The 18,543-nt window shown below is 73.8% G+C and carries 11 protein-coding genes; 9 read left to right on the top strand and 2 right to left on the bottom strand.

The annotated features are described in order from the left end of the window. Together ABD363_RS16665 and ABD363_RS16670 are read left to right on the top strand one after the other, a co-directional pair. The coding region (locus tag ABD363_RS16665; protein WP_344604173.1) for a PucR family transcriptional regulator at positions 1-520 on the top strand (520 nt) is incomplete at its 5' end. 151 nt (positions 521-671) lie between these two features. After that, positions 672-2,117, top strand: a complete 1,446-nt coding sequence (locus ABD363_RS16670; RefSeq protein WP_344604353.1) for an aldehyde dehydrogenase family protein — start codon at positions 672-674, stop codon at positions 2,115-2,117. Positions 2,118-2,210: 93 nt separating this feature from the next. Here the strand turns inward: ABD363_RS16670 and ABD363_RS16675 are convergent, their stop codons facing one another. After that, on the bottom strand, positions 2,211-5,048 hold the full coding sequence (locus tag ABD363_RS16675; protein WP_344604175.1) for a glycoside hydrolase family 3 C-terminal domain-containing protein: 2,838 nt from the start codon (positions 5,046-5,048) through the stop codon (positions 2,211-2,213). 359 nt (positions 5,049-5,407) lie between these two features. Here ABD363_RS16675 and ABD363_RS16680 point away from each other — a divergent pair, with 359 nt between their 5' ends. From ABD363_RS16680 to ABD363_RS16710, 7 genes are all read left to right on the top strand, one after another. Beyond that, positions 5,408-7,093: an extracellular solute-binding protein gene (locus ABD363_RS16680; protein WP_344604177.1), complete on the top strand. Its 1,686-nt coding sequence runs from the start codon at positions 5,408-5,410 to the stop codon at positions 7,091-7,093. Between the two features lie 26 nt (positions 7,094-7,119). Next, complete coding sequence (locus ABD363_RS16685) at positions 7,120-8,151, top strand: ABC transporter permease (protein ID WP_344604179.1); 1,032 nt, start codon at positions 7,120-7,122, stop codon at positions 8,149-8,151. Further along, positions 8,148-9,095 (top strand): carbohydrate ABC transporter permease, encoded by a 948-nt coding sequence (locus ABD363_RS16690; RefSeq protein ID WP_344604181.1) that lies wholly within the window; start codon positions 8,148-8,150, stop codon positions 9,093-9,095. The genes ABD363_RS16685 and ABD363_RS16690 overlap by 4 nt, the downstream gene beginning before the upstream one ends. A 106-nt stretch (positions 9,096-9,201) precedes the next feature. Next, the gene (locus ABD363_RS16695; protein WP_344604183.1) at positions 9,202-11,412 is read left to right on the top strand and encodes a WD40/YVTN/BNR-like repeat-containing protein; all 2,211 of its coding nucleotides are present in this window, start codon (positions 9,202-9,204) and stop codon (positions 11,410-11,412) included. Continuing rightward, complete coding sequence (locus tag ABD363_RS16700; protein WP_344604185.1) at positions 11,412-13,379, top strand: beta-galactosidase; 1,968 nt, start codon at positions 11,412-11,414, stop codon at positions 13,377-13,379. Before ABD363_RS16695 ends, ABD363_RS16700 begins: the two co-directional genes overlap by 1 nt. Next, on the top strand, positions 13,376-15,568 hold the full coding sequence (locus tag ABD363_RS16705) for a glycosyl hydrolase family 95 catalytic domain-containing protein (RefSeq protein ID WP_344604187.1): 2,193 nt from the start codon (positions 13,376-13,378) through the stop codon (positions 15,566-15,568). The genes ABD363_RS16700 and ABD363_RS16705 overlap by 4 nt, the downstream gene beginning before the upstream one ends. Positions 15,569-15,603: 35 nt before the next feature. After that, positions 15,604-16,317, top strand: a complete 714-nt coding sequence (locus tag ABD363_RS16710) for a glycoside hydrolase family 12 protein (RefSeq protein WP_344604189.1) — start codon at positions 15,604-15,606, stop codon at positions 16,315-16,317. Between the two features lie 58 nt (positions 16,318-16,375). On the opposite strand, the gene ABD363_RS16715 is transcribed toward ABD363_RS16710, so the two are convergent. Then, a complete protein-coding gene (locus ABD363_RS16715) occupies positions 16,376-18,427 on the bottom strand; it encodes a glycoside hydrolase family 31 protein (RefSeq protein ID WP_344604191.1) in 2,052 nt (683 codons plus the stop codon). Positions 18,428-18,543 lie beyond the last annotated feature (116 nt).

An 18,543-nucleotide genomic window follows, 5' to 3' on the forward strand; every position in this document is an offset into this window, starting at 1 on the left:
CGGCGCGGCGGTCGCCGCCTGGGGCGCGTACGCGGCGGCGCTGGCGGCGGGCCGGACCCGGGCCGTGCGCGAGCGGCCGGCGGGCGGCGAGGAGCACGAACTGGTCGTCGGCCTGTCGGCGCCGTCCGGGCCGGGCGCCGCGGCCGCCGCGTACCAGCAGGCCGAGCAGGCGCTGTCGGTGGCGCGGCGGCGCGGGCGGGTGCTCGTCGAGCACGAGCGGCTCGCCTCCGGCTCGGTGCTGCCGCTGCTCGCCGACGACGCGGTGCGGGCGTTCGCCGACGGGCTGCTGCGGGCGCTGCGCGAGCACGACGCGACCGGCCGCGGGAACCTCGTCGCCTCCCTGCGGGCCTGGCTGTCCCGGCACGGGCAGTGGGACGCGGCGGCGGCCGACCTCGGTGTGCACCGGCACACGCTGCGCTACCGGATGCGGCGCGTGGAGGAGATCCTCGGCCGGTCGCTGGACGACCCGGACGTGCGGATGGAGCTGTGGCTGGCGCTGAAGGCGACCGCCGGCGAGTAGCCGTACGCCAATCCGGCGCGTCCTCGCCGGTCACTGCTACGCCCCGGACAAACGACCCTCCGCCGTCCGGCCCCTACCGTGGATCCAGCAGATCATGTACCCACCCCCGATGCGGAAGGGCCGGAACCCACCCATGCCCCAGGAAAAGAACGTGGGGGCCACCCACGCCTTCTGGCTCGCCGGCCGCCAGGCCACCGGCGAGGACACCTTCGACGTCACCTCCCCGTGGGACGGCCGTCTCGTCGGCACGGTGAGCGTGCCGACCGACGCGCAGACCGAGGAGGCCGTGGCCGCCGCGTACGCCGTCCGGGACGAGTTCGCCGCCACCCCCGCCCACGCACGGGCCGCCGCCCTCGACCACGTCGCCCGGCGCCTGGCCGAGCGCACCGAGGAGATCGCGCGGCTGATCTCCGCCGAGAACGGCAAGCCGGTCAAGTGGGCCCGGGGCGAGGTCGGGCGCGCGGTGTCGGTGTTCCGGTTCGCGGCCGAGGAGGCCCGGCGGTTCAACGGCGGCGAGGCCCAGCGCCTGGACACCGACCCCGGCGGCCAGGGGCGGCTCGCCCTCACCCGCCGCTTCCCCAAGGGTGTCGTGCTCGGCATCGCGCCGTTCAACTTCCCGCTGAACCTGTGCGCCCACAAGGTCGCCCCGGCCGTCGCCGCCGGCGCGCCGATCATCCTCAAGCCGGCCCCGGCGACCCCGCTGTCCGCGCTGGTCCTCGGCGAGCTGCTGGCCGAGACCGAGCTGCCGGCCGGCTCCTGGAGCATCCTGCCGGTGCCCAACGACCGCATGCCCGCCCTCGTCCAGGACGAGCGCCTGCCGGTCATCTCCTTCACCGGCTCCGAGAAGGTCGGCTACGCGATCATGGACTCGGTGCCGCGCAAGCACTGCACGCTGGAGCTGGGCGGCAACGGCGCGGCGGTCGTGCTGGCCGACTGGGCGAGTGACGAGGACCTGGACCGGGCCGCGGCGCGCATCGCCACCTTCTCCAACTACCAGGGCGGCCAGTCCTGCATCTCCGTGCAGCGCGTGATCGCCGACGCCTCGGTGTACGACCGGCTGCTGCCGCGCATCGTCGCCGCCGTCGAGGCCCAGGTCACCGGCGACCCGAACGACGACGCCACCGACGTCGGCCCGCTGATCAGCGAGGACGCCGCCCGGCGGGTGGAGGCGTGGGTGGACGAGGCCGTGGCGGCCGGGGCCGCGCTGCTCACCGGCGGCAAGCGCGGCGGCGCCTCCTACGCGCCGACCGTCCTGGCCGACGTGCCGGCCGGCGTGACGATCTCCTGCGAGGAGGTCTTCGGGCCCGTCCTGACCGTGCAGAGGGCGGACGGGGAGGCTGCGGCCTTCGCCGCCGTCAACGACTCCAAGTACGGCCTCCAGGCGGGCGTGTTCACGCACGACCTGCAGGCCGCCTTCCGCGCCCATCGGGCCCTGGAGGTCGGCGGCGTGGTCATCGGCGACGTGCCCTCCTACCGCGCCGACCAGATGCCGTACGGCGGCGTCAAGCAGTCCGGCGTGGGCCGCGAGGGCGTGCGGTTCGCGATGGAGGACTACACCTACGAGCGGGTGATGGTCCTCACCGGACTCGCCCTCTAGCCGACGGGAACCCCCCCGCAGGCTCCGCGAAGGGGCCCGGCGCCGATGCCTCCGGCGCCGGGCCCCTTCCTGCCGTCGGTCCGCTCCGGACCCTCAGCCGGAGAAGCCGACGTGCGCGAGCCGCAGCGGGCCGCGCAGCCTCAGACGCACGTCGTGCACGCCCCGGGCGGCGGCCGGCGCGCCGAGGGTGGTGTAGTCGTACGGGCCGGAGGCGGGCGCCCCGGGGGTCAGCGCGGCGAGCACCGGACCGTCGTCGAGCAGGACCTCGACGGTGCCCTCGCCCGCCACCGTCACGGTCACCTCCGCGACGCCCGCCCCGAAGTCGCAGCGGCGGAAGACCAGTTCACCGGTCCGCCCGGCCGCGGGCGTCACCGCGTCGCCCGCCTCCTTCGTCCGGTCGACGATCTCGACGCCGCTCTGCTCGTCGAAGTCGGCCGCCGCCAGGCCGCGCCGCAGCACCGGGCGCGGCGCGGCCGGCTCGCCGTCGAGCGTGACGGTCGTCCGCAGCCGGACGTCCTCGCTGGAGGCGCCCGCCAGCAGGGCGTACGGGCCCGGCTCCACCCGCCACCGGCCGTGCGCCACGTCCCAGAACGCGAAGGCGGACAGCGGCACCTCGAAGTCCGCCTCGGCCGTCTCGCCCGGGGCGAGCGTGAGACGGCGGTGCCCCACCAGCTCGCGGCGCGGACGCGGGACCGACGGGTCGAGGGCCCGCACGTAGAGCTGGGCCACCTCGTCGGCGGTGACGTCGCCGGTGTTGGTGACCGTGAACGACACGTGCACCGCCGTCTCGCCCACCCGGGCCGCCAGGCCGCCGTAGGCGAAGGACGCGTACGACAGGCCGTGCCCGAACGGGAACAGGGGCGTGCCCTCGAAGTACAGGTAGGTCTGGCGGCCGCCGATCACGTCGTAGTCGAGCAGGCCGGGCAGGTCGGCGTCGTCGGCGTACCAGGTCTGCGGCAGGCGCCCGGCGGGGGAGACGTCGCCGGCCAGGACGCGGGCCAGGGCGGCGCCGGCGGCCTGGCCGCCGTGCGCCGTCCACAGCAGGGCCGGCAGGTCCGCGTGGTCGACGGCGTACGGGTAGGAGGAGACCAGCGCCAGCACCGTGTCCGGGTTGGCGGCGCGGGCGGCGCGCAGCAGCCGCTCCTGGTGCCCGGGCAGCCGCAGCGTCGTGCGGTCCTCGGTCTCGCGGCCGTTGATGTGCGGGTCGTTGCCCGCGACCACCACGACCACGTCGGCCCGGGCCGCGGCGCGCGCCACCGCCTCCTCGCCGCGCTCGACGACGACCAGCTCGAAGACCTCCGGATCCCCCTCGTCCGGGGCGGCAACCCGCACGCCGTCGGCGGCGACCGTCACGTGGCGGCCCGTTCCCGTGTGCCTGAGGAGGTGACCGTCGCCGTGGGGTTCCAGACGGAACGTCTCCTGCACGACCCAGCCCCCCGGCTGGTCCGCCGAGGCGCGGAGCCGGCCGTCCTCGGCGACCGAGAGGTAGCGGCCGTCGGGCGCGCGCAGGGTGAGGACGCCCTCGCCCCAGTCGGCCAGGGCGAGTTCGGTGCCGGCGGCACCGGTGGTCAGCGGGGGCAGGTCGGTGCGGCCGGCGAGCAGCGCCGGGTCGAGGGCGCCCTCGGCGCCGCGCACCTCCTCGGGGGCGTCCTCGGCCGCGGGCACCTGGAGGAACGTCCCCGCACGGGTCTTCAGCAGGATGCGGTCCACGCCCTCCGCGAACTCCACGTGCCCGGCGCCGAACCGCTCGCGCAGGCCCTCCAGCGGGGTGGAGCGGCGGATCAGCGTGCCGCTGTACCAGTCGAGCTTGCACTCGTCGGCGAGCAGGCCCACCACGGCGAGGCGGGTGGCGCCCGGGGCGAGGGGGAGCAGGCGGTCGTTCTTCAGCAGCACGACCGCCTGCTCGGCGGCCTCCTGCGCCAGGGCGCGGTGCTCCGGCGTGTCGAACGCGCCGGGGTCGTCGTGGGCGTCGAACTCGCCGAGCCGGAAGCGGACCGAGAGCTGGCGGCGGACGGCGGCGTCGACGTCGGCCTCGGTGAGCAGGCCCCGCTCCAGCGCCCGCCGGACCCGTCCGACGATCGTCGAGGAGTCCGTGCCGTGGTCGGTGAAGCTGTCCACGCCGGCCCGCAGCGCGGCGGCGGTCGCCTCCTCGTGGGTGGCGAAGTAGTGCTCGGAGTCGACCAGGTTGGAGGGCGCCCCCGCGTCCGAGCAGACCAGCAGCTCCTCGTCCGTCCAGGTGCGCAGGTGCTCGCGCAGATAGGGCGAGACGTGGTTGGGGCGGCCGTTGACCAGGTTGTACGCCGGCATGACCCCGGCCACCGCGCCCGCCTCGACGGTCTCGCGGAAGGCGCGCAGGTCGTACTCGTGCAGCACGCGCGGGCGGACCGAGCTCGACGTGGTGTCCCGGTTCGTCTCGTTGTTGTGCGCGAGCCAGTGCTTCAGCACCGGCGCCGTGCGCCAGTACACCGGGTGGCCGCCGCGCAGACCGCGGGTGTAGGCGGTGGCGATGGCCGAGGTGAGCTTCGGGTCCTCGGAGTAGCCCTCCTCGTTGCGGCCCCACAGGGGGTGGCGCAGCAGATTGACCACCGGCGCCCAGACGTTGAGGCCGACGCGCTCGTCCCGGGCCCGCATCGCGCGGGCCTCCTGGGACACCGCCTCGCCGACCCGCCGCACGAGGTCCGGGTTCCAGGTCGCGCCGAGCCCCACCGCCTGCGGGAACACCGTCGCCGGGCCCATCCACGCCACGCCGTGCAGCGCCTCCTGGCCGGTGCGGAAGGCGGCGACGCCGAGCCGCTCGACGGCGGGCGCGAACTGGTGCAGGAACGCCGTCTTCTCCTCCAGGGTGAGCCGCGACAACAGGTCGTCGACGCGCTTCGCGAGCGGCAGGCTCGGGTCGCGGAAAGGCGGTGCGGGCGGCGTGGGTTCGGTCACGTGAGGTTCCCTTTGCGAAGGAGCGGCGAGGCGCTTTCGAAGCGCTTCGATGCTCATTCGCCTCGGGTCGGGTGTCAAGACACTCCGACGCGACAACCGCGAATCCTCGCCGACATTCCAAGCCGGCCAGGAGAGCGGCCGGGTCCCTGGAGACCTCCGAGGAATCTTGGGAACGACCCTTGTGCGCCCCCAGGCGTTCACTTAACCTCGCAGCAACATCGAAGCGCTTCGACGAAGAGGTCGCCGCCGGGCGGTGCGCACTCGTCGGACGACCGCTTCAGCTCAGCCAGTTCCACTCGAGACACCGCAGCCGACGGCCCACCGCCGGGTGTCCTGGTGCGCCACGAAGGGTTGACGCAATGACGCCGAACGCCTCCGCCCCCACCCGGAGAAGCTTCCTCGCCTCCACGGCGGTCGCCACCGCAGCGGTGGCGGGAGGGATGCCCCTGCTCGCCGCGTGCGGCGGCGGATCCGGCGCCGGTTCGCGCGAGGGCACCACGTCGGGCAAGGACGCCAGGAAACTGCTGCCGGCGTACGTGGCCGGCAACGTCGTCACCCCCGACATCCCCAGCAAGAACGGCTCCGCGGTCGGCTTCACCGGCAAGCTCGACCTCGCGGACCTGAAGACGTCGGTGCCCGAGAAGCTGGGCAGGGGCAGCCGGATCACCGTCATGTCGCCGTTCTGGGGCTCCCCGCCCAAGGACGGCAACGCCTACTACAAGGCGATGAACGACCTCATCGGCGTCGACGTGGTCTGGCGGAACCAGGACGGCAACACCTACGACCAGAAGCTCGGCGCGGTCCTCGCCTCCAGCGACGTGCCCGACGTGGTGGTCGTGCCCGGCTGGAACATGACGGGCAAGATCCCCAGCGCCGTCATCGGCAAGTTCGCCGACCTGGGCCCCTACCTGTCCGGCGACGCGGTCAAGGACTACCCGAACCTCGCGGCGATCCCCACCGACGCCTGGCAGCGCTCCCTCTTCGGCGGCAAGCTGCGCGGCCTGCCCATGCCGTCCTCGTACGTCACCGGCATCGTGCCCCTGTACCGCAAGGACGTCTTCGACGAGGAGGGGTACGAGGTCCCCGGGTCGGCCGACGAGTTCATGGCGCTGGCCAAGGAGATCACCAACGCCAGGGCCAAGCGCTGGGCCTGCCTGGACATGAAGTGGACCGCCTTCAACGCCTTCGGCGTGCTCTCCGGCGAGGAGAAGTCGCTCGGCTGGAACGAGGTCGACGGCAAGCTGGTCTACCGCGTCGAGACCGACGAGTACCTCGAGGCGCTGGAGTGGACGCGCAAGCTGTTCGCCGCCGGCGTCGTCCACCCCGACGCCGAGCTGGGCAAGAGCAACGCCACCGACCCCGGGCCCAAGTTCGCCGCGGGCGAGTTCCTCATCTACAACCAGGACATGTCGCAGTGGTGGAGCCGCACCGCCGAACAGGCCACGCAGAACCCGGACTTCGAGATCTGGGGCATGGACATCTTCGGCCACGACGGCGGTGACCCCACGCTGTGGGCCAAGAACCCGGCCGGCATCTTCGCCTTCGTCAACAAGAAGGCGTCCGAGGACAAGATCCGCGACGTGCTGGCCGTCGCCAACGTCACCGCCGCGCCGTACGGCACCAAGGAGTACATGCTCACCAACTACGGCGTGGAGGGCACCCACTACACGGTCGAGGACGGCGTCCCCACCAAGACCGACCAGGGCAACATCGACGTGATGAACGCCTACGTGATGATCGCCAGCCCCGCTCCGACCATCGCCCACCCCGACTTCCCCGAGGTCGCCAGGGGCCAGGTCGAGTGGCAGCAGCGGATGGGCGCCTTCACCAGGAAGTCGGCGTTCTACGGCATGCAGATCACCGAGCCCGCCCGCTGGACCAACCTCTCCAACGACTTCGAGCAGCTGGAGGACGACTTCGTCCGCGGCCGCAAGAAGATGAGCGACGTGCAGCAGGCCGTCTCCGACTGGCGGAGCAAGGGCGGCGACGAACTGCGCGACTGGTACAAGAAGCTGCTCGACGAGAACGGCTCGGCGGCGAGCTGACCGGCACCGAGGCGAGGAGAACGGCCGTGTCCCACAGCACGGTGCCTCGGAGCGGGACCGAGGCCGACATGACGGAGAAGACCCCGGCGCCGCCCGGCGACGCCGCCGGGCCCGGGAAGAAACCGACCGGAAGACCGAGCCTGAGGCTCCGGTTCAGGCGCGACCGCGTCCTGCTGCTGATGACGCTGCCGGCCGTCCTGCTGGTGCTGCTCTTCAACTACGCACCGATCCTGGGCAACGTCGTCGCCTTCCAGGAGTACGACCCCTACGTCAGCGACAACGGGGTCGTCTCCATCCTGCACAGCCCCTGGGTGGGCCTGGACAACTTCCAGCGCATCTTCGAGGACTCGGCCTTCTGGAACGCCGTGCGGAACACGCTGGTGCTGTTCTTCCTCCAGCTGGTGCTGTTCTTCCCGGTCCCCGTCCTGCTCGCGCTGCTCATCAACAGCGTGGTCCGGCCCCGGGTGCGGGCGGTCGCGCAGGCCGTCCTGTACCTGCCGCACTTCTTCTCCTGGGTGCTGGTCATCGCCGTCTTCCAGCAGATCTTCGGCGGCGCCGGGATCCTCTCCCAGCTGCTGCGGCAGCACGGGTACGACGGGCTCGACCTCATGACCGACCCGGACACCTTCGCGCTCCTGATCACCGCGCAGAGCGTGTGGAAGGACGCCGGCTGGGGGATCATCGTCTTCCTCGCCGCGCTGGCCTCGGTCAGCCCCGACCTGTACGAGGCCGCCGCGATGGACGGCGCCGGACGCTGGCGCCGCATGTGGCACGTCACCCTGCCCGCGCTGCGCCCGGTGATCGCCCTGCTGCTGGTGCTGCGGGTCGGCGACGCCCTCACCGTCGGCTTCGAGCAGATCCTGCTCCAGCGCGACGCCGTCGGACCGGGGGCCGCGGAGGTCCTGGACACGTTCGTGTGGTGGAACGGCGTGCGCAACCAGGACTTCGGCTACGCGGCCGCCGCGGGCCTGATCAAGGGCGTCGTCAGTCTCGGCCTGGTCCTGGCCGCGAACAAGGTGGCCCACCTCATGGGCGAGCAGGGGGTGTACAAGAAATGACCGCCGTGATCGACGAACCCGCGCACCGGCCCGCCCGCGGGCCCGGCCGGTGGGCCGCGCCGCCCCGGCCGGTGTGGGAGGAGAAGCCCGGCCCGGCCGGACTCGCCGCCAAGGGGCTGGTGCTGGCCCTGGCCTGCCTGGCGATCCTGTTCCCGCTGTGGATCGTCGTGGTCACCAGCCTGTCCTCGCGCCGGGCCATCGACGAGGCCGGCGGCCTGGTGGTGATCCCCGAGGACATCACCTTCGTCGCCTACCAGGAACTGCTCAGCGGCGGCCAGGTCACCCGCGCCGCGGTCATCAGCGTCCTGGTCACCCTCGTCGGCACGCTGTTCTCGATGACGGTGTCGGTGCTGTGCGCCTACGGCCTGTCCCGCAGCGGCTCCCTGGGCCACCGCTGGCTGCTGATGCTGCTGCTGGCCACCATGTTCTTCAGCGCCGGCCTCATCCCCACGTACCTGCTGGTGCAGTCGCTGGGGCTGACGGACAGCTATCTGGCGCTGATCCTGCCGAGCGCGGTCAGCGTCTTCAACATCCTGGTGCTGCGCGGCTTCTTCATGGGCATCTCGCAGGAGCTGATCGACAGCGCCCGGATCGACGGCGCCGGGGACGTCCGCATCCTGTGGCAGATCGTCGTGCCGCTCTCCCGGGCGGTCCTGGCGGTGATCACCCTGTTCTACGCCGTCGGGTACTGGAGTGCCTGGTTCAACGCCTCCCTCTACCTGAACGACCAGGACATGATGCCGCTGCAGAACGTCATGATCCAGCTCGTGCAGAAGCAGGAGGCGCCGGTCGGCCTCGGCCAGGCGATCAAGACCGGGGAGCTGTCCGGCCTGGCCGTGCAGATGGCCGTCATGGTCATGGCCCTGCTGCCCGTCGCCGTCCTGTCGCCGTTCGTCCAGCGCCACTTCAAGAAGGGCATGCTCACCGGCGCCGTCAAGGGCTGACCCCCGCGCCGGACACCCGGAAGACCCCGCCGCGGCCGACCTGCTCCTGCCCAGCGGTCGGCCGCGGCGGCCCCAGACCCCCGAGCCGCACAGAACGAGGTATGTCATGTACGCGTCCCGTCTGAGCCGTCGTGCCGTTCTCGCCGGGACCGCGGCCACCGCCGCGTTCGCCGCCCTGCCGTCCGCCGGGGGACGGGCGCACGCCGCCGAACCGGCCGCCGCCCCCGCCTACCGCTGGCGCAACGCCGTCATCGGCGGCACCGGCTTCATCACCGGCGTCCTCTTCCACCCCTCGGTGCGCGGCCTGGCCTACGCCCGCACCGACATCGGCGGCGCCTACCGCTGGGACGACCGGGCCGCCCGCTGGATCCCGCTGCTGGACCACCTCGGCTGGGACGACTGGAACCTGCTCGGCGTGGAGGCGATGGCCGTCGACCCCGCCCACCCCGACCGGCTCTACCTCGCCGTCGGCACCTACGCCCAGCCCTGGGCGTCCGACGGCGCCGTCCTGCGCTCCGAGGACCGCGGCGCCACCTGGCGGCGCACCGACCTCACCGTCAAGCTCGGCGCCAACGAGGACGGACGCGGCTGCGGGGAGCGGCTGCTGGTCGACCCGCGCGACAGCGACACCCTGTGGCTGGGCACCCGGCACGACGGGCTGCTGAAGTCGGCCGACCGGGGCGCCACCTGGCAGCCCGCGGCCTTCCCGGCCGCCCCCCGCGCCACCGGCCAGGGCATCACCCTCCTGGTCGCCGCGGGCCGCGCCGTCTACGCCGGCTGGGGCGACGGCGACGGCACCGCCGCCGCCCTGTTCCGCACCACCGACGGCACCACCTGGGAGGCCGTCCCCGGACAGCCCGCCGGCCCCGCCGCGAAGGTCCCGATCCGCGCCGCCTACGACCGGCACGCCCGCGAGCTGTACGTCACGTACGCCGACGCGCCCGGTCCCAACGGCCAGTCCGACGGCAGCGTGCACAAGCTGCGCACCACCGACGGCCGGTGGACCGAGGTCACCCCGGTGAAGCCGGGCGGCACCACCGCCGAGGGAGCGGCCGACACCTTCGGCTACGGCGGCGTCGCCGTCGACGCCCGCCGCCCCGGCACCGTCGTCGTCTCCACCAACAACCGCTGGGCGGCCGTCGACACCGTCTTCCGCTCCACCGACGGCGGCCGCACCTGGACGTCCCTGAAGGACACGGCCGTCCTCGACGTCTCCGAGACGCCCTACCTGAAGTGGGGCGAGGACGAGCCCAAGTTCGGCTGGTGGATCCAGGCCCTCGCCCTCGACCCGTACGACTCCCGGCACCTCGTGTACGGCACCGGCGCCACCCTGTACGGCACCCGGGACCTGAGGAACTGGGCCCCGCGGATCCGCGGCCTGGAGGAGACCTCCGTGCGCCAGCTGATCTCGCCGCCCACCGGCCGGGCGCACCTGATCAGCGGGTCCGGGGACATCGGCGTGCTGTACCACGAGTCCCTCGCGGCGTCCCCCGCGCGCGGCATGGCGACCAACCCCGTGACCGGCACGGCGACCGGGCTGGCGCAGGCCGCGCTCAGACCGTCGTACGTGGTGCGCGCCGGCTGGGGCGACCACGGCAACGGCGCGTCCTCGCACGACGGCGGCCGCACCTGGGCGCCCTTCGCGAGCCAGCCGGAGATCGCCCGGAACGCGCCCGGGCCGATCGCGACGAGCGCCGACGGCGGCGTGCTGCTGTGGTCCTTCGTGCACGGGGACGGCACCGGGCACGCCGCCCACCGCTCGGCGGACGACGGGGCGACGTGGTCGCAGGTCGCCTCCTTCCCCAAAGGCGCCGTACCGGTCGCCGACCCGCTCGACCCCGCGCGCTTCTACGCCTACGACACCGGCACGGGCACGCTGTACGCCAGCACCGACGGCGGCCGCACCTTCACCGCGCGGGCCACCGGACTGCCCTCGGGGGACAGCCAGTTCAAGCTGGCCGCCGCCCCGGGCCGGTCCGGCGACCTGTGGCTGAGCGCCAAGGAGAACGGGCTGTACCGCTCCACCGACGGCGGCGCGGCCTTCACGAAGGCGGGCAGCTGCCGGGCCTCGTACTGCCTCGGCTTCGGCCGGGCCGCCCGCGGCGCCTCCTACCCGGCGCTCTACCAGGTCGGCTCGGTGGGGACCGGTGTCGCCGTCCTGCGCTCCGACGACGAGGCGAGGACCTGGGTGCGGATCAACGACGACGCCCACCAGTGGGGCTGGACCGGCGAGGCGATCACCGGCGACCCGCGCGTGTACGGCCGGGTCTACCTCGCCACCAACGGCCGCGGCATCCAGTACGGGGAGCCGGTGTGATGCCGGACCTGAGCGACGTCACCCGCGGCCGCATCCTCTACGGCGGCGACTACAACCCCGAGCAGTGGCCCGAGGAGACCTGGCACGAGGACGTCCGCCTGATGAAGGACGCCGGCGTCAACTCCGTCACCGTCGGCGTGTTCTCCTGGGCCAGGCTCGAACCCCGCCCCGGGGAACGGGACTTCGGCTGGCTGGACCGGCTGATGGACCTGCTGCACGAGGCCGGCGTCGGCGTCGTCCTCGCCACCCCCACCGCCTCGCCCCCGCCGTGGCTGGGCCGGCTGCACCCGGAGACGCTGCCCCGCGACGAGGACGGCCGCACCGAGTGGTGGGGCGGCCGGCAGCACTTCTCGCACTCCAGCGCCGCCTACCGCCGCCACGCCGCCGCCATCACCGAGGCCCTGGCCGCCCGCTACGCCGGCCACCCGGCCCTGACCATGTGGCACATCAACAACGAGTACTGCACCTACGACCACGGCGACGAGGCCGCCGCCCGCTTCCGCGCCTGGCTCCGGGACCGGTACGGCACCCTGGAGGCGCTCAACACCGCCTGGGGCACCGCCTTCTGGAGCCAGGGCTACGGCGACTGGGCGGAGATCCTGCCGCCCCGCCGCACCCACTACCTGAAGAACCCCGCCCAGGTCCTGGACTTCCGGCGCTTCACCTCCGACATGCTCCTGGAGTGCTACGCCGCCGAGCGCGACATCGTCCGCCGCCACACCCCGCACCTGCCGGTCACCACCAACTTCATGCCGCTGTGGTTCGGGCAGGACGGCTGGCGCTGGGCCGAGGAGGAGGACGTCGTCTCCGTCGACCTCTACCCCGACCCGCGCGACCCGCTCGGCGCCCAGGAGGGCGCCCTGGTGCAGGACCTGACGCGCTCGCAGGCCCGGGGGCCCTGGATGCTGATGGAGCAGGCGACGGGCGCGGTCGGCTGGCGGGACGTGGACCAGCCCAAGCCGCGCGGCCTGAACCGCCTGTGGTCCCTCCAGGCCGTGGCCCGCGGCGCGGACGCCGTCTGCTACTTCCAGTGGCGCCAGTCCCGGCAGGGCGCGGAGAAGTTCCACTCCGCGATGGTCGGCCACGCGGGGCCGCGAGGCCGCGCCTTCCAGGAGGTCAAGCGGCTCGGCGCCGACCTGGCGAGGATCGCCCCCCACGTGTCCGGCACGCGGATCGCGGCCGACGTCGCCGTCCTGCACGACTGGCACGCCTGGTGGGCCGCCACCCAGGAGGCCCGCCCCTTCTCCCGGGCGGATCCGCCCGTCGTCCTGCGCGCCTGGCACCGCGCCCTGTGGGAGGCGCACCTCACCACCGACTTCGCCCACCCCGAGCACGACCTGTCCCGCTACCGCATGGTGGTCGCCCCGCAGCTCTACCTGCTCACCGACGCGGCCGTCGACAACCTCCTGTCCTACGTCCGCGGCGGCGGCACCCTGGTGTGCGGCTTCCTCACCGGCATCGCCGACCGGGACGACCGGGTGCGGCCCGGCGGCATGGACGCCCGGCTGCGCGAGCTGTTCGGCATCCGCGTCCTGCACGAGTGGTGGCCGCTGCCCGCCGGGGAGACCGTCGGGTGCGACGGCTTCCGCGGCACCCTGTGGTCGGAGGAGCTGGAGGCCGACGGCACCGCCGACGAGACCGTCCCGTACCGCGGCGGTGAGCTGGACGGGCTGCCCGCCGTGCTGGGCAAGGGCCGCGCCTGGTACGTCTCGACGCTCCCGGAACCCGAGGCGCTGCGCGGCCTGCTCGCGGACATCGCCGCCGGCGCGGGCGTCCGTCCGGTGCTCGACCGGATCCCGGCGGGCGTCGAGGCCGTGCGCCGCGGCGACCTGCTGTTCCTGCTGAACCACGGGCGCGCGCCGGTGACCGTCGAGGTGCCGGGCGGCCACCGCGACCTGCTGACGGGGGAGACGGTCACCGACCGGGCCGAGCTGGGCCGCTACGGCGTACGGGTGCTGGCGTCATGACCGGCGGCCCCGTCCACGGCACCTGGGAACCCCGCCCGGCCGCCCGCTGGGAGGACGGCTTCCTCAGCGGCAACGGCCACCACGGCGCCCTGGTGTTCGGCGGCCCGGACGACGAACGGGTCGTCGTCACCCACCACACCCTCGTCCGCCCCCTGCCCGGCGAGCAGCGCCGGCCCCCGGAGCTGGCCGCCGCGCTGCCCGCCCTCCAGGACCGGCTGCTGGCGGGCGACCGCACCGCCGCCGAGGACTTCACCGACGGCCGCCCGCTGCAGTGGGTGCGCCCCTTCCACCCCGCCTTCCAGGTGCGGCTGCGCGGACAGGCCGGCGACGGGCGGCCCTACCGCCGGTCGGTCGACTTCACCACCGGCGAGGTGACCGCCGAGTGCGGGAAGCGGACCGGCCGGGTCTTCGTCTCCCGCGCCGACGACGTGATCGTCCAGCGGGTCACCGCCCCGCACCTCGCCCTCGGCCTCCGCCTGGACCCCCGCCTGCCCGGCGCCCCCACCGGGCTGCGCATCGGCCAGGGATCCGTCCTCACCCCCGAGGGCGCCCTGCTGAGCCTGCGCGTCCGCTACCCCGGCAGCGACCTCGCCTGCACCGGCGTCACCCTGATCGCCGTCACCGGCGGCACCACCGCCCTCGCGCCGCCCGGCGTGCGCGTCGAGGGCGCCCGGGAGGTGCTGCTGCTGACCCGGGTGCGCCGGCACACCGGCGAGGCGGACGCGGCCGCCGAGGGCCGCGCCCTGCGCGACCTGCTGCACGGGGCGTCGTACGACGACCTCCTCGGCCGGCACCTCGCCCTGCACCGCACCGCCTACGAGCGCGTCACCCTCGACCTCGCCGCCGACCCGGCCGAACGCGCCCTGCCCGGCTCCGAGCTGCTCCGGCGGACCGGCGGCCCGGCCCTGCTGGAACGGCTGTTCGCCGCCGGCCGCTACCACCTGCTGTCCGCCAGCGGTCTCAACCCGCCCCGCCTGACCGGGCTGTGGACCGGCGACTGGGACACGGCCTGGTCGGGCGCCTTCACCCACGACGCCAACCTCAACCTCCAGACCGCCTCCGCCGCCGCCGCGGCCCTGCCCGAGGTCACCGAGGCCCTGGCGTCCCTGGTCCACCGGCAGCTCCCCGACTGGCGGGACAACGCCCGCGCGGTCTTCGGCGCCCGGGGCGTGGTCGCGCCCGCGCACAGCGACGGCGAGAGCGGGCACGCGTACCACTTCAGCCGCGAGTACCCCCTGCACCTGTGGACCGCGGGCGCCGACTGGCTGCTCAAACCGCTCGTCGACCACGACGAGACCTACGGCGTGCGCGACCCGCGCACCGCCGCCGCCCTCGCCGAGGTCGCCCTCTTCTACGAGGACTTCCTCACCCGCACCGACGCCGACGGCCGGCTCGTCGTCGTCCCCTCCTACTCCCCGGAGAACCGGCCCGCGAACGCGAGCTGGGGCACCCTCGACGCGGCGATGGACCTCTCGGCCGCCCGGCACGCCCTGCGCACGGCCGCCGCCTACCACCCGGAGCACGCCGACCGCTGGCACGCCCTCGCCGACCGCCTCCCGCCGCACCGGGTCAACGCCGACGGCGCCCTCGCCGAATGGGCCCGGCCCGGCCTGGCGGACTCCTACGACCACCGCCACCTCAGCCACCTCTACGGCGTCTGGCCGCTCGACGAGATCACCCCGTACGACACCCCCGGCCTGGCCGCGGCCGCCCACCGGGCGCTGGAGCTGCGCGGCGCCGAGAACGACTCCGCGCACGGCCACCTCCACCACGCCCTCGTCGCGGCCCGCCTCGGGGACGGCGGGCGCGTCGCCCACGCCCTGCGCCAGGTCCTGGACGGCGACTTCTTCCACGCCTCCCTGATGAGCGCGCACTACCCGGACCGGGACGTCTACAACGCGGACGCCGCGCACACCCTGCCGGCCGTGCTGATCGAGACGCTCGTGCACTCCACGCCCGGCCGGCTGGTGCTGCTGCCCGCGCTGCCGGGCGCGTACCCGAGCGGCGAACTGAGGGGCGTGCGCACCCGGTTCGGCGCGGAACTGGACCTCGCCTGGAACCCGCGGGAGGCCACGGCCCTCCTCCGGCCGGCCCGCACCGTGCGCATCGAACTCAGGACCCCCTCCGGCGCGGAGCCGCTCGACCTCGTCGCCGGAGAAGACCGCGTCCTTCGCGTGAAGGCGCGGTGATCCACCGCGATCCCCCCACCCATGGAAGGGACACCATGGCAACACGCACACCGAGCCGTCTCGCCAAGGCCCTGCTGGCCCCGGCCCTGGCCCTGGGCGCCACCGTCGGCCTGGCCGCCGCGCCCGCCCAGGCCGCCGTCTGGAGCTCCTGCGACCAGTGGGGCAACACGACGCTCGACGGCTACACGCTCTACAACAACATCTGGGGCTCCGGCGCCGGCCGCCAGTGCATCTGGGCCGACTCCGGCACCAAATGGGGCGTCGACGCCGACCACCCGAACACCGGCGGCATCAAGTCCTACCCCAACGCCAAGAAGGTGATCAACAAGCCGATCACCTCCCTCACCTCGCTCACCAGCAGCTACAACGTCACCGTCCCGTCGGCCGGCGCGTACAACACCTCGTACGACATCTGGGACACCGACTACGACTACGAGATCATGCTCTGGGTGAACCACCACGGGGCCGTCGGCCCGCTGGGCACCTCCCAGGGCAGCGTCACCCTCGGCGGCCACACCTGGAACGTCTACAAGGGCGACAACGGCGCCAACGAGGTCTTCTCGTTCCTGCGCACCTCCGACTCCACCTCCGGCACGGTCAGCATCCTGCCGATCCTGAAGTGGATCAAGGACACCAAGGGCTGGATGGGCAACGAGACCATCGGCGACGTGCAGTTCGGCTACGAGATCACCTCGTCGTCCGGCGGCCTGGACTTCACCACCAACAACCTGACGGTCAGCAGCAGCTGACCCCGCACGGCCGCGCGGCCCGCCCCCTCCGGCCAAAGGGGGCGGGCCGCGCTCCGCCTCACCCGGCGACGGGCAGCCGGGCGTCGTCCCGCAGGAACAGCGGGATGCGGTCCAGCGGCGCGTCCACCGTCACCGGCCGGCCGCCCTCGTACACCTGCCCGGTCCAGGCGTCCGTCCAGCGCGCGCCCGCCGGCAGGTGGACCGTGCGGGCCGTCGCGCCCGCCTCCAGGACGGGCGCGACCAGCAGGTCCGGGCCGAACAGGTAGGCGTCGTCGACCGACCAGGCCGCCCGGTCCCCGGGGAACTCCAGGAACAGCGGCCGCATCACCGGCAGGCCCTCCTCGTGGGCCTCGCGCATGACCCGCAGGACGTACGGCTTCAGGCGCTCCCGCAGGTGCAGGTACTTCTCCAGGATCGCGCCGGCCTCCTCGCCGTAGGACCAGACCTCGTTCGGGCCGCCGGTCATCTCCGGGCCCAGCGGCATGCCCGGGTCGCGGAAGCCGTGCAGGCGCATCAGCGGCGACAGCGCGCCGAACTGGAACCAGCGGACCATCACCTCGCGGTAGGCCGGGTCGTCCGGGTCGCCGCCGTGGAAGCCGCCGATGTCGGTGTTCCACCAGGGGATGCCCGACAGGGCCGTGTTCAGGCCGGCCGCGATCTGGCGGCGCAGGGTCGCGAAGTCGGTGCCGATGTCCCCGGACCACAGGGCGGCGCCGTAGCGCTGGCTGCCCGCCCACGCCGAGCGGTTGAGGGTGATCACCTCCTCCTCGCCGGCCGCGCGCAGCCCCTCGTGGAAGGTGCGGGAGTTCTCGGCCGGGTAGAGGTTGCCGACCTCCAGGCCCGGGCCCGCCCAGTAGCGCAGGTTCTCCGGGAAGCCGGGCTTCAGCTCCGGCTCGCAGGCGTCCAGCCAGAACGCGGTGATGCCGTACGGGTCGAGGTAGTTCTCCTTCACCCTCGACCACACGAACTGCCGGGCCTCGGGGTTGGTGGCGTCGTAGAAGGCCACCTGGACCGGGGCGGCGACCTCCTTGTCCGGCCAGTCGGCGTGGGCCATCGGGCCGTACTGGGTGCCGATGAAGTAGCCCCTCATCTCCATCAGCCGGTGGTTCTCGCTCAGCGGGGACACCGAGGGCCAGACGCTGACCACCAGCTTGATGCCCAGTTCGGCCAGCTCGCGCACCATGGCCGCCGGGTCCGGCCACTCCTTCGGGTCGAACTTCCACTCGCCCAGGTGCGTCCAGTGGAAGAAGTCGCACACGATCACGTCGATGGGCAGGTTCCGCCGCTTGTACTCCCGCGCCACGGCGAGGAGTTCGTCCTGGGTGCGGTAGCGCAGCTTGCACTGCCAGAAGCCCGCCGCCCACTCGGGCAGCATCGGGGTGCGGCCGGTCACCGCGCTGTAGCGGCGCTGCGCCTGGGCCGGGGCGCCCGCGGTGATCCAGTAGTCGATCTGGCGGGCGGAGTCCGCCACCCACCGGGTGCCGTTGTGCGCCAGTTCCACCCGGCCGATCGCGGGATTGTTCCACAGCAGCGTGTAGCCGCGGCTGGAGGTGAGCACCGGGACGGAGACCTCGGCGTTGCGCTGCACCAGGTCCACCACCAGGCCCTTCTGGTCCAGCCGCCCGTGCTGGTGCTGGCCGAGGCCGTACAGCCGCTCGTCGTCGTAGGCGGCGAACCGCTGCTCCAGACGGTGGTGGCCGTTGCCGACCGCGGTGTGGAGGCGGGGGCCGGGCCACCAGAAGTGGGCGCGTTCCTCGGCGAGCAGCTCGGTGCGGTCGTCCGTGCGCAGGAAACGGATCATGCCCTCGGCGTCGATCTCGACGGTCAGCGCGCCGACCGTCAGCGTCCCCGTGCCGTCCACCACCTCGACCGTGCTCTCGGCGGCCGGCGGCTCGTCGAGCAGTGCGCCCGGCAGCCCTTCGAGGACCGGCCCGCCGAGCCGGGCCCGGACCCGGACCGCGTCCGGTCCCCACGGCTCGATCCGGACGGTCTCCTGGCGGCCGCTCCACTCCAGCGCGCCGTCCCGCTCGCGGAACGTGCCGACGGTGGGGGAGGACTGGGCGAGGCTGACCGCGCCCGGCTGGGGCCGTTTCTCGGCAGGCTGAGTCACGAGGGATGCTCCTGAGGAGAGTGCGGGCAGGGGAGTGCCGGCAGGGGCGCCGGCGGGGGAGCGCGGGCCGGGGGAGCCGGCCGGGGGAGGGGCGGGACGGGCCGGTGGAGGAGGCG

Origin of the sequence: Streptomyces glaucus, from assembly GCF_039533365.1 — a bacterium.
GTDB lineage: Bacteria > Actinomycetota > Actinomycetes > Streptomycetales > Streptomycetaceae > Streptomyces > Streptomyces glaucus.

What these genes read in the sequence shown, in the direction of transcription:
- ABD363_RS16680 (WP_344604177.1), top strand. Translation starts at nt 5,408, where the DNA reads ATGACGCCGAACGCCTCCGCCCCCACCCGGAGAAGCTTCCTCGCCTCC.
- ABD363_RS16690 (WP_344604181.1), top strand. Translation starts at nt 8,148, where the DNA reads ATGACCGCCGTGATCGACGAACCCGCGCACCGGCCCGCCCGCGGGCCC.
- ABD363_RS16700 (WP_344604185.1), top strand. Translation starts at nt 11,412, where the DNA reads ATGCCGGACCTGAGCGACGTCACCCGCGGCCGCATCCTCTACGGCGGC.
- ABD363_RS16705 (WP_344604187.1), top strand. Translation starts at nt 13,376, where the DNA reads ATGACCGGCGGCCCCGTCCACGGCACCTGGGAACCCCGCCCGGCCGCC.
- ABD363_RS16710 (WP_344604189.1), top strand. Translation starts at nt 15,604, where the DNA reads ATGGCAACACGCACACCGAGCCGTCTCGCCAAGGCCCTGCTGGCCCCG.
- ABD363_RS16695 (WP_344604183.1), top strand. Translation starts at nt 9,202, where the DNA reads ATGTACGCGTCCCGTCTGAGCCGTCGTGCCGTTCTCGCCGGGACCGCG.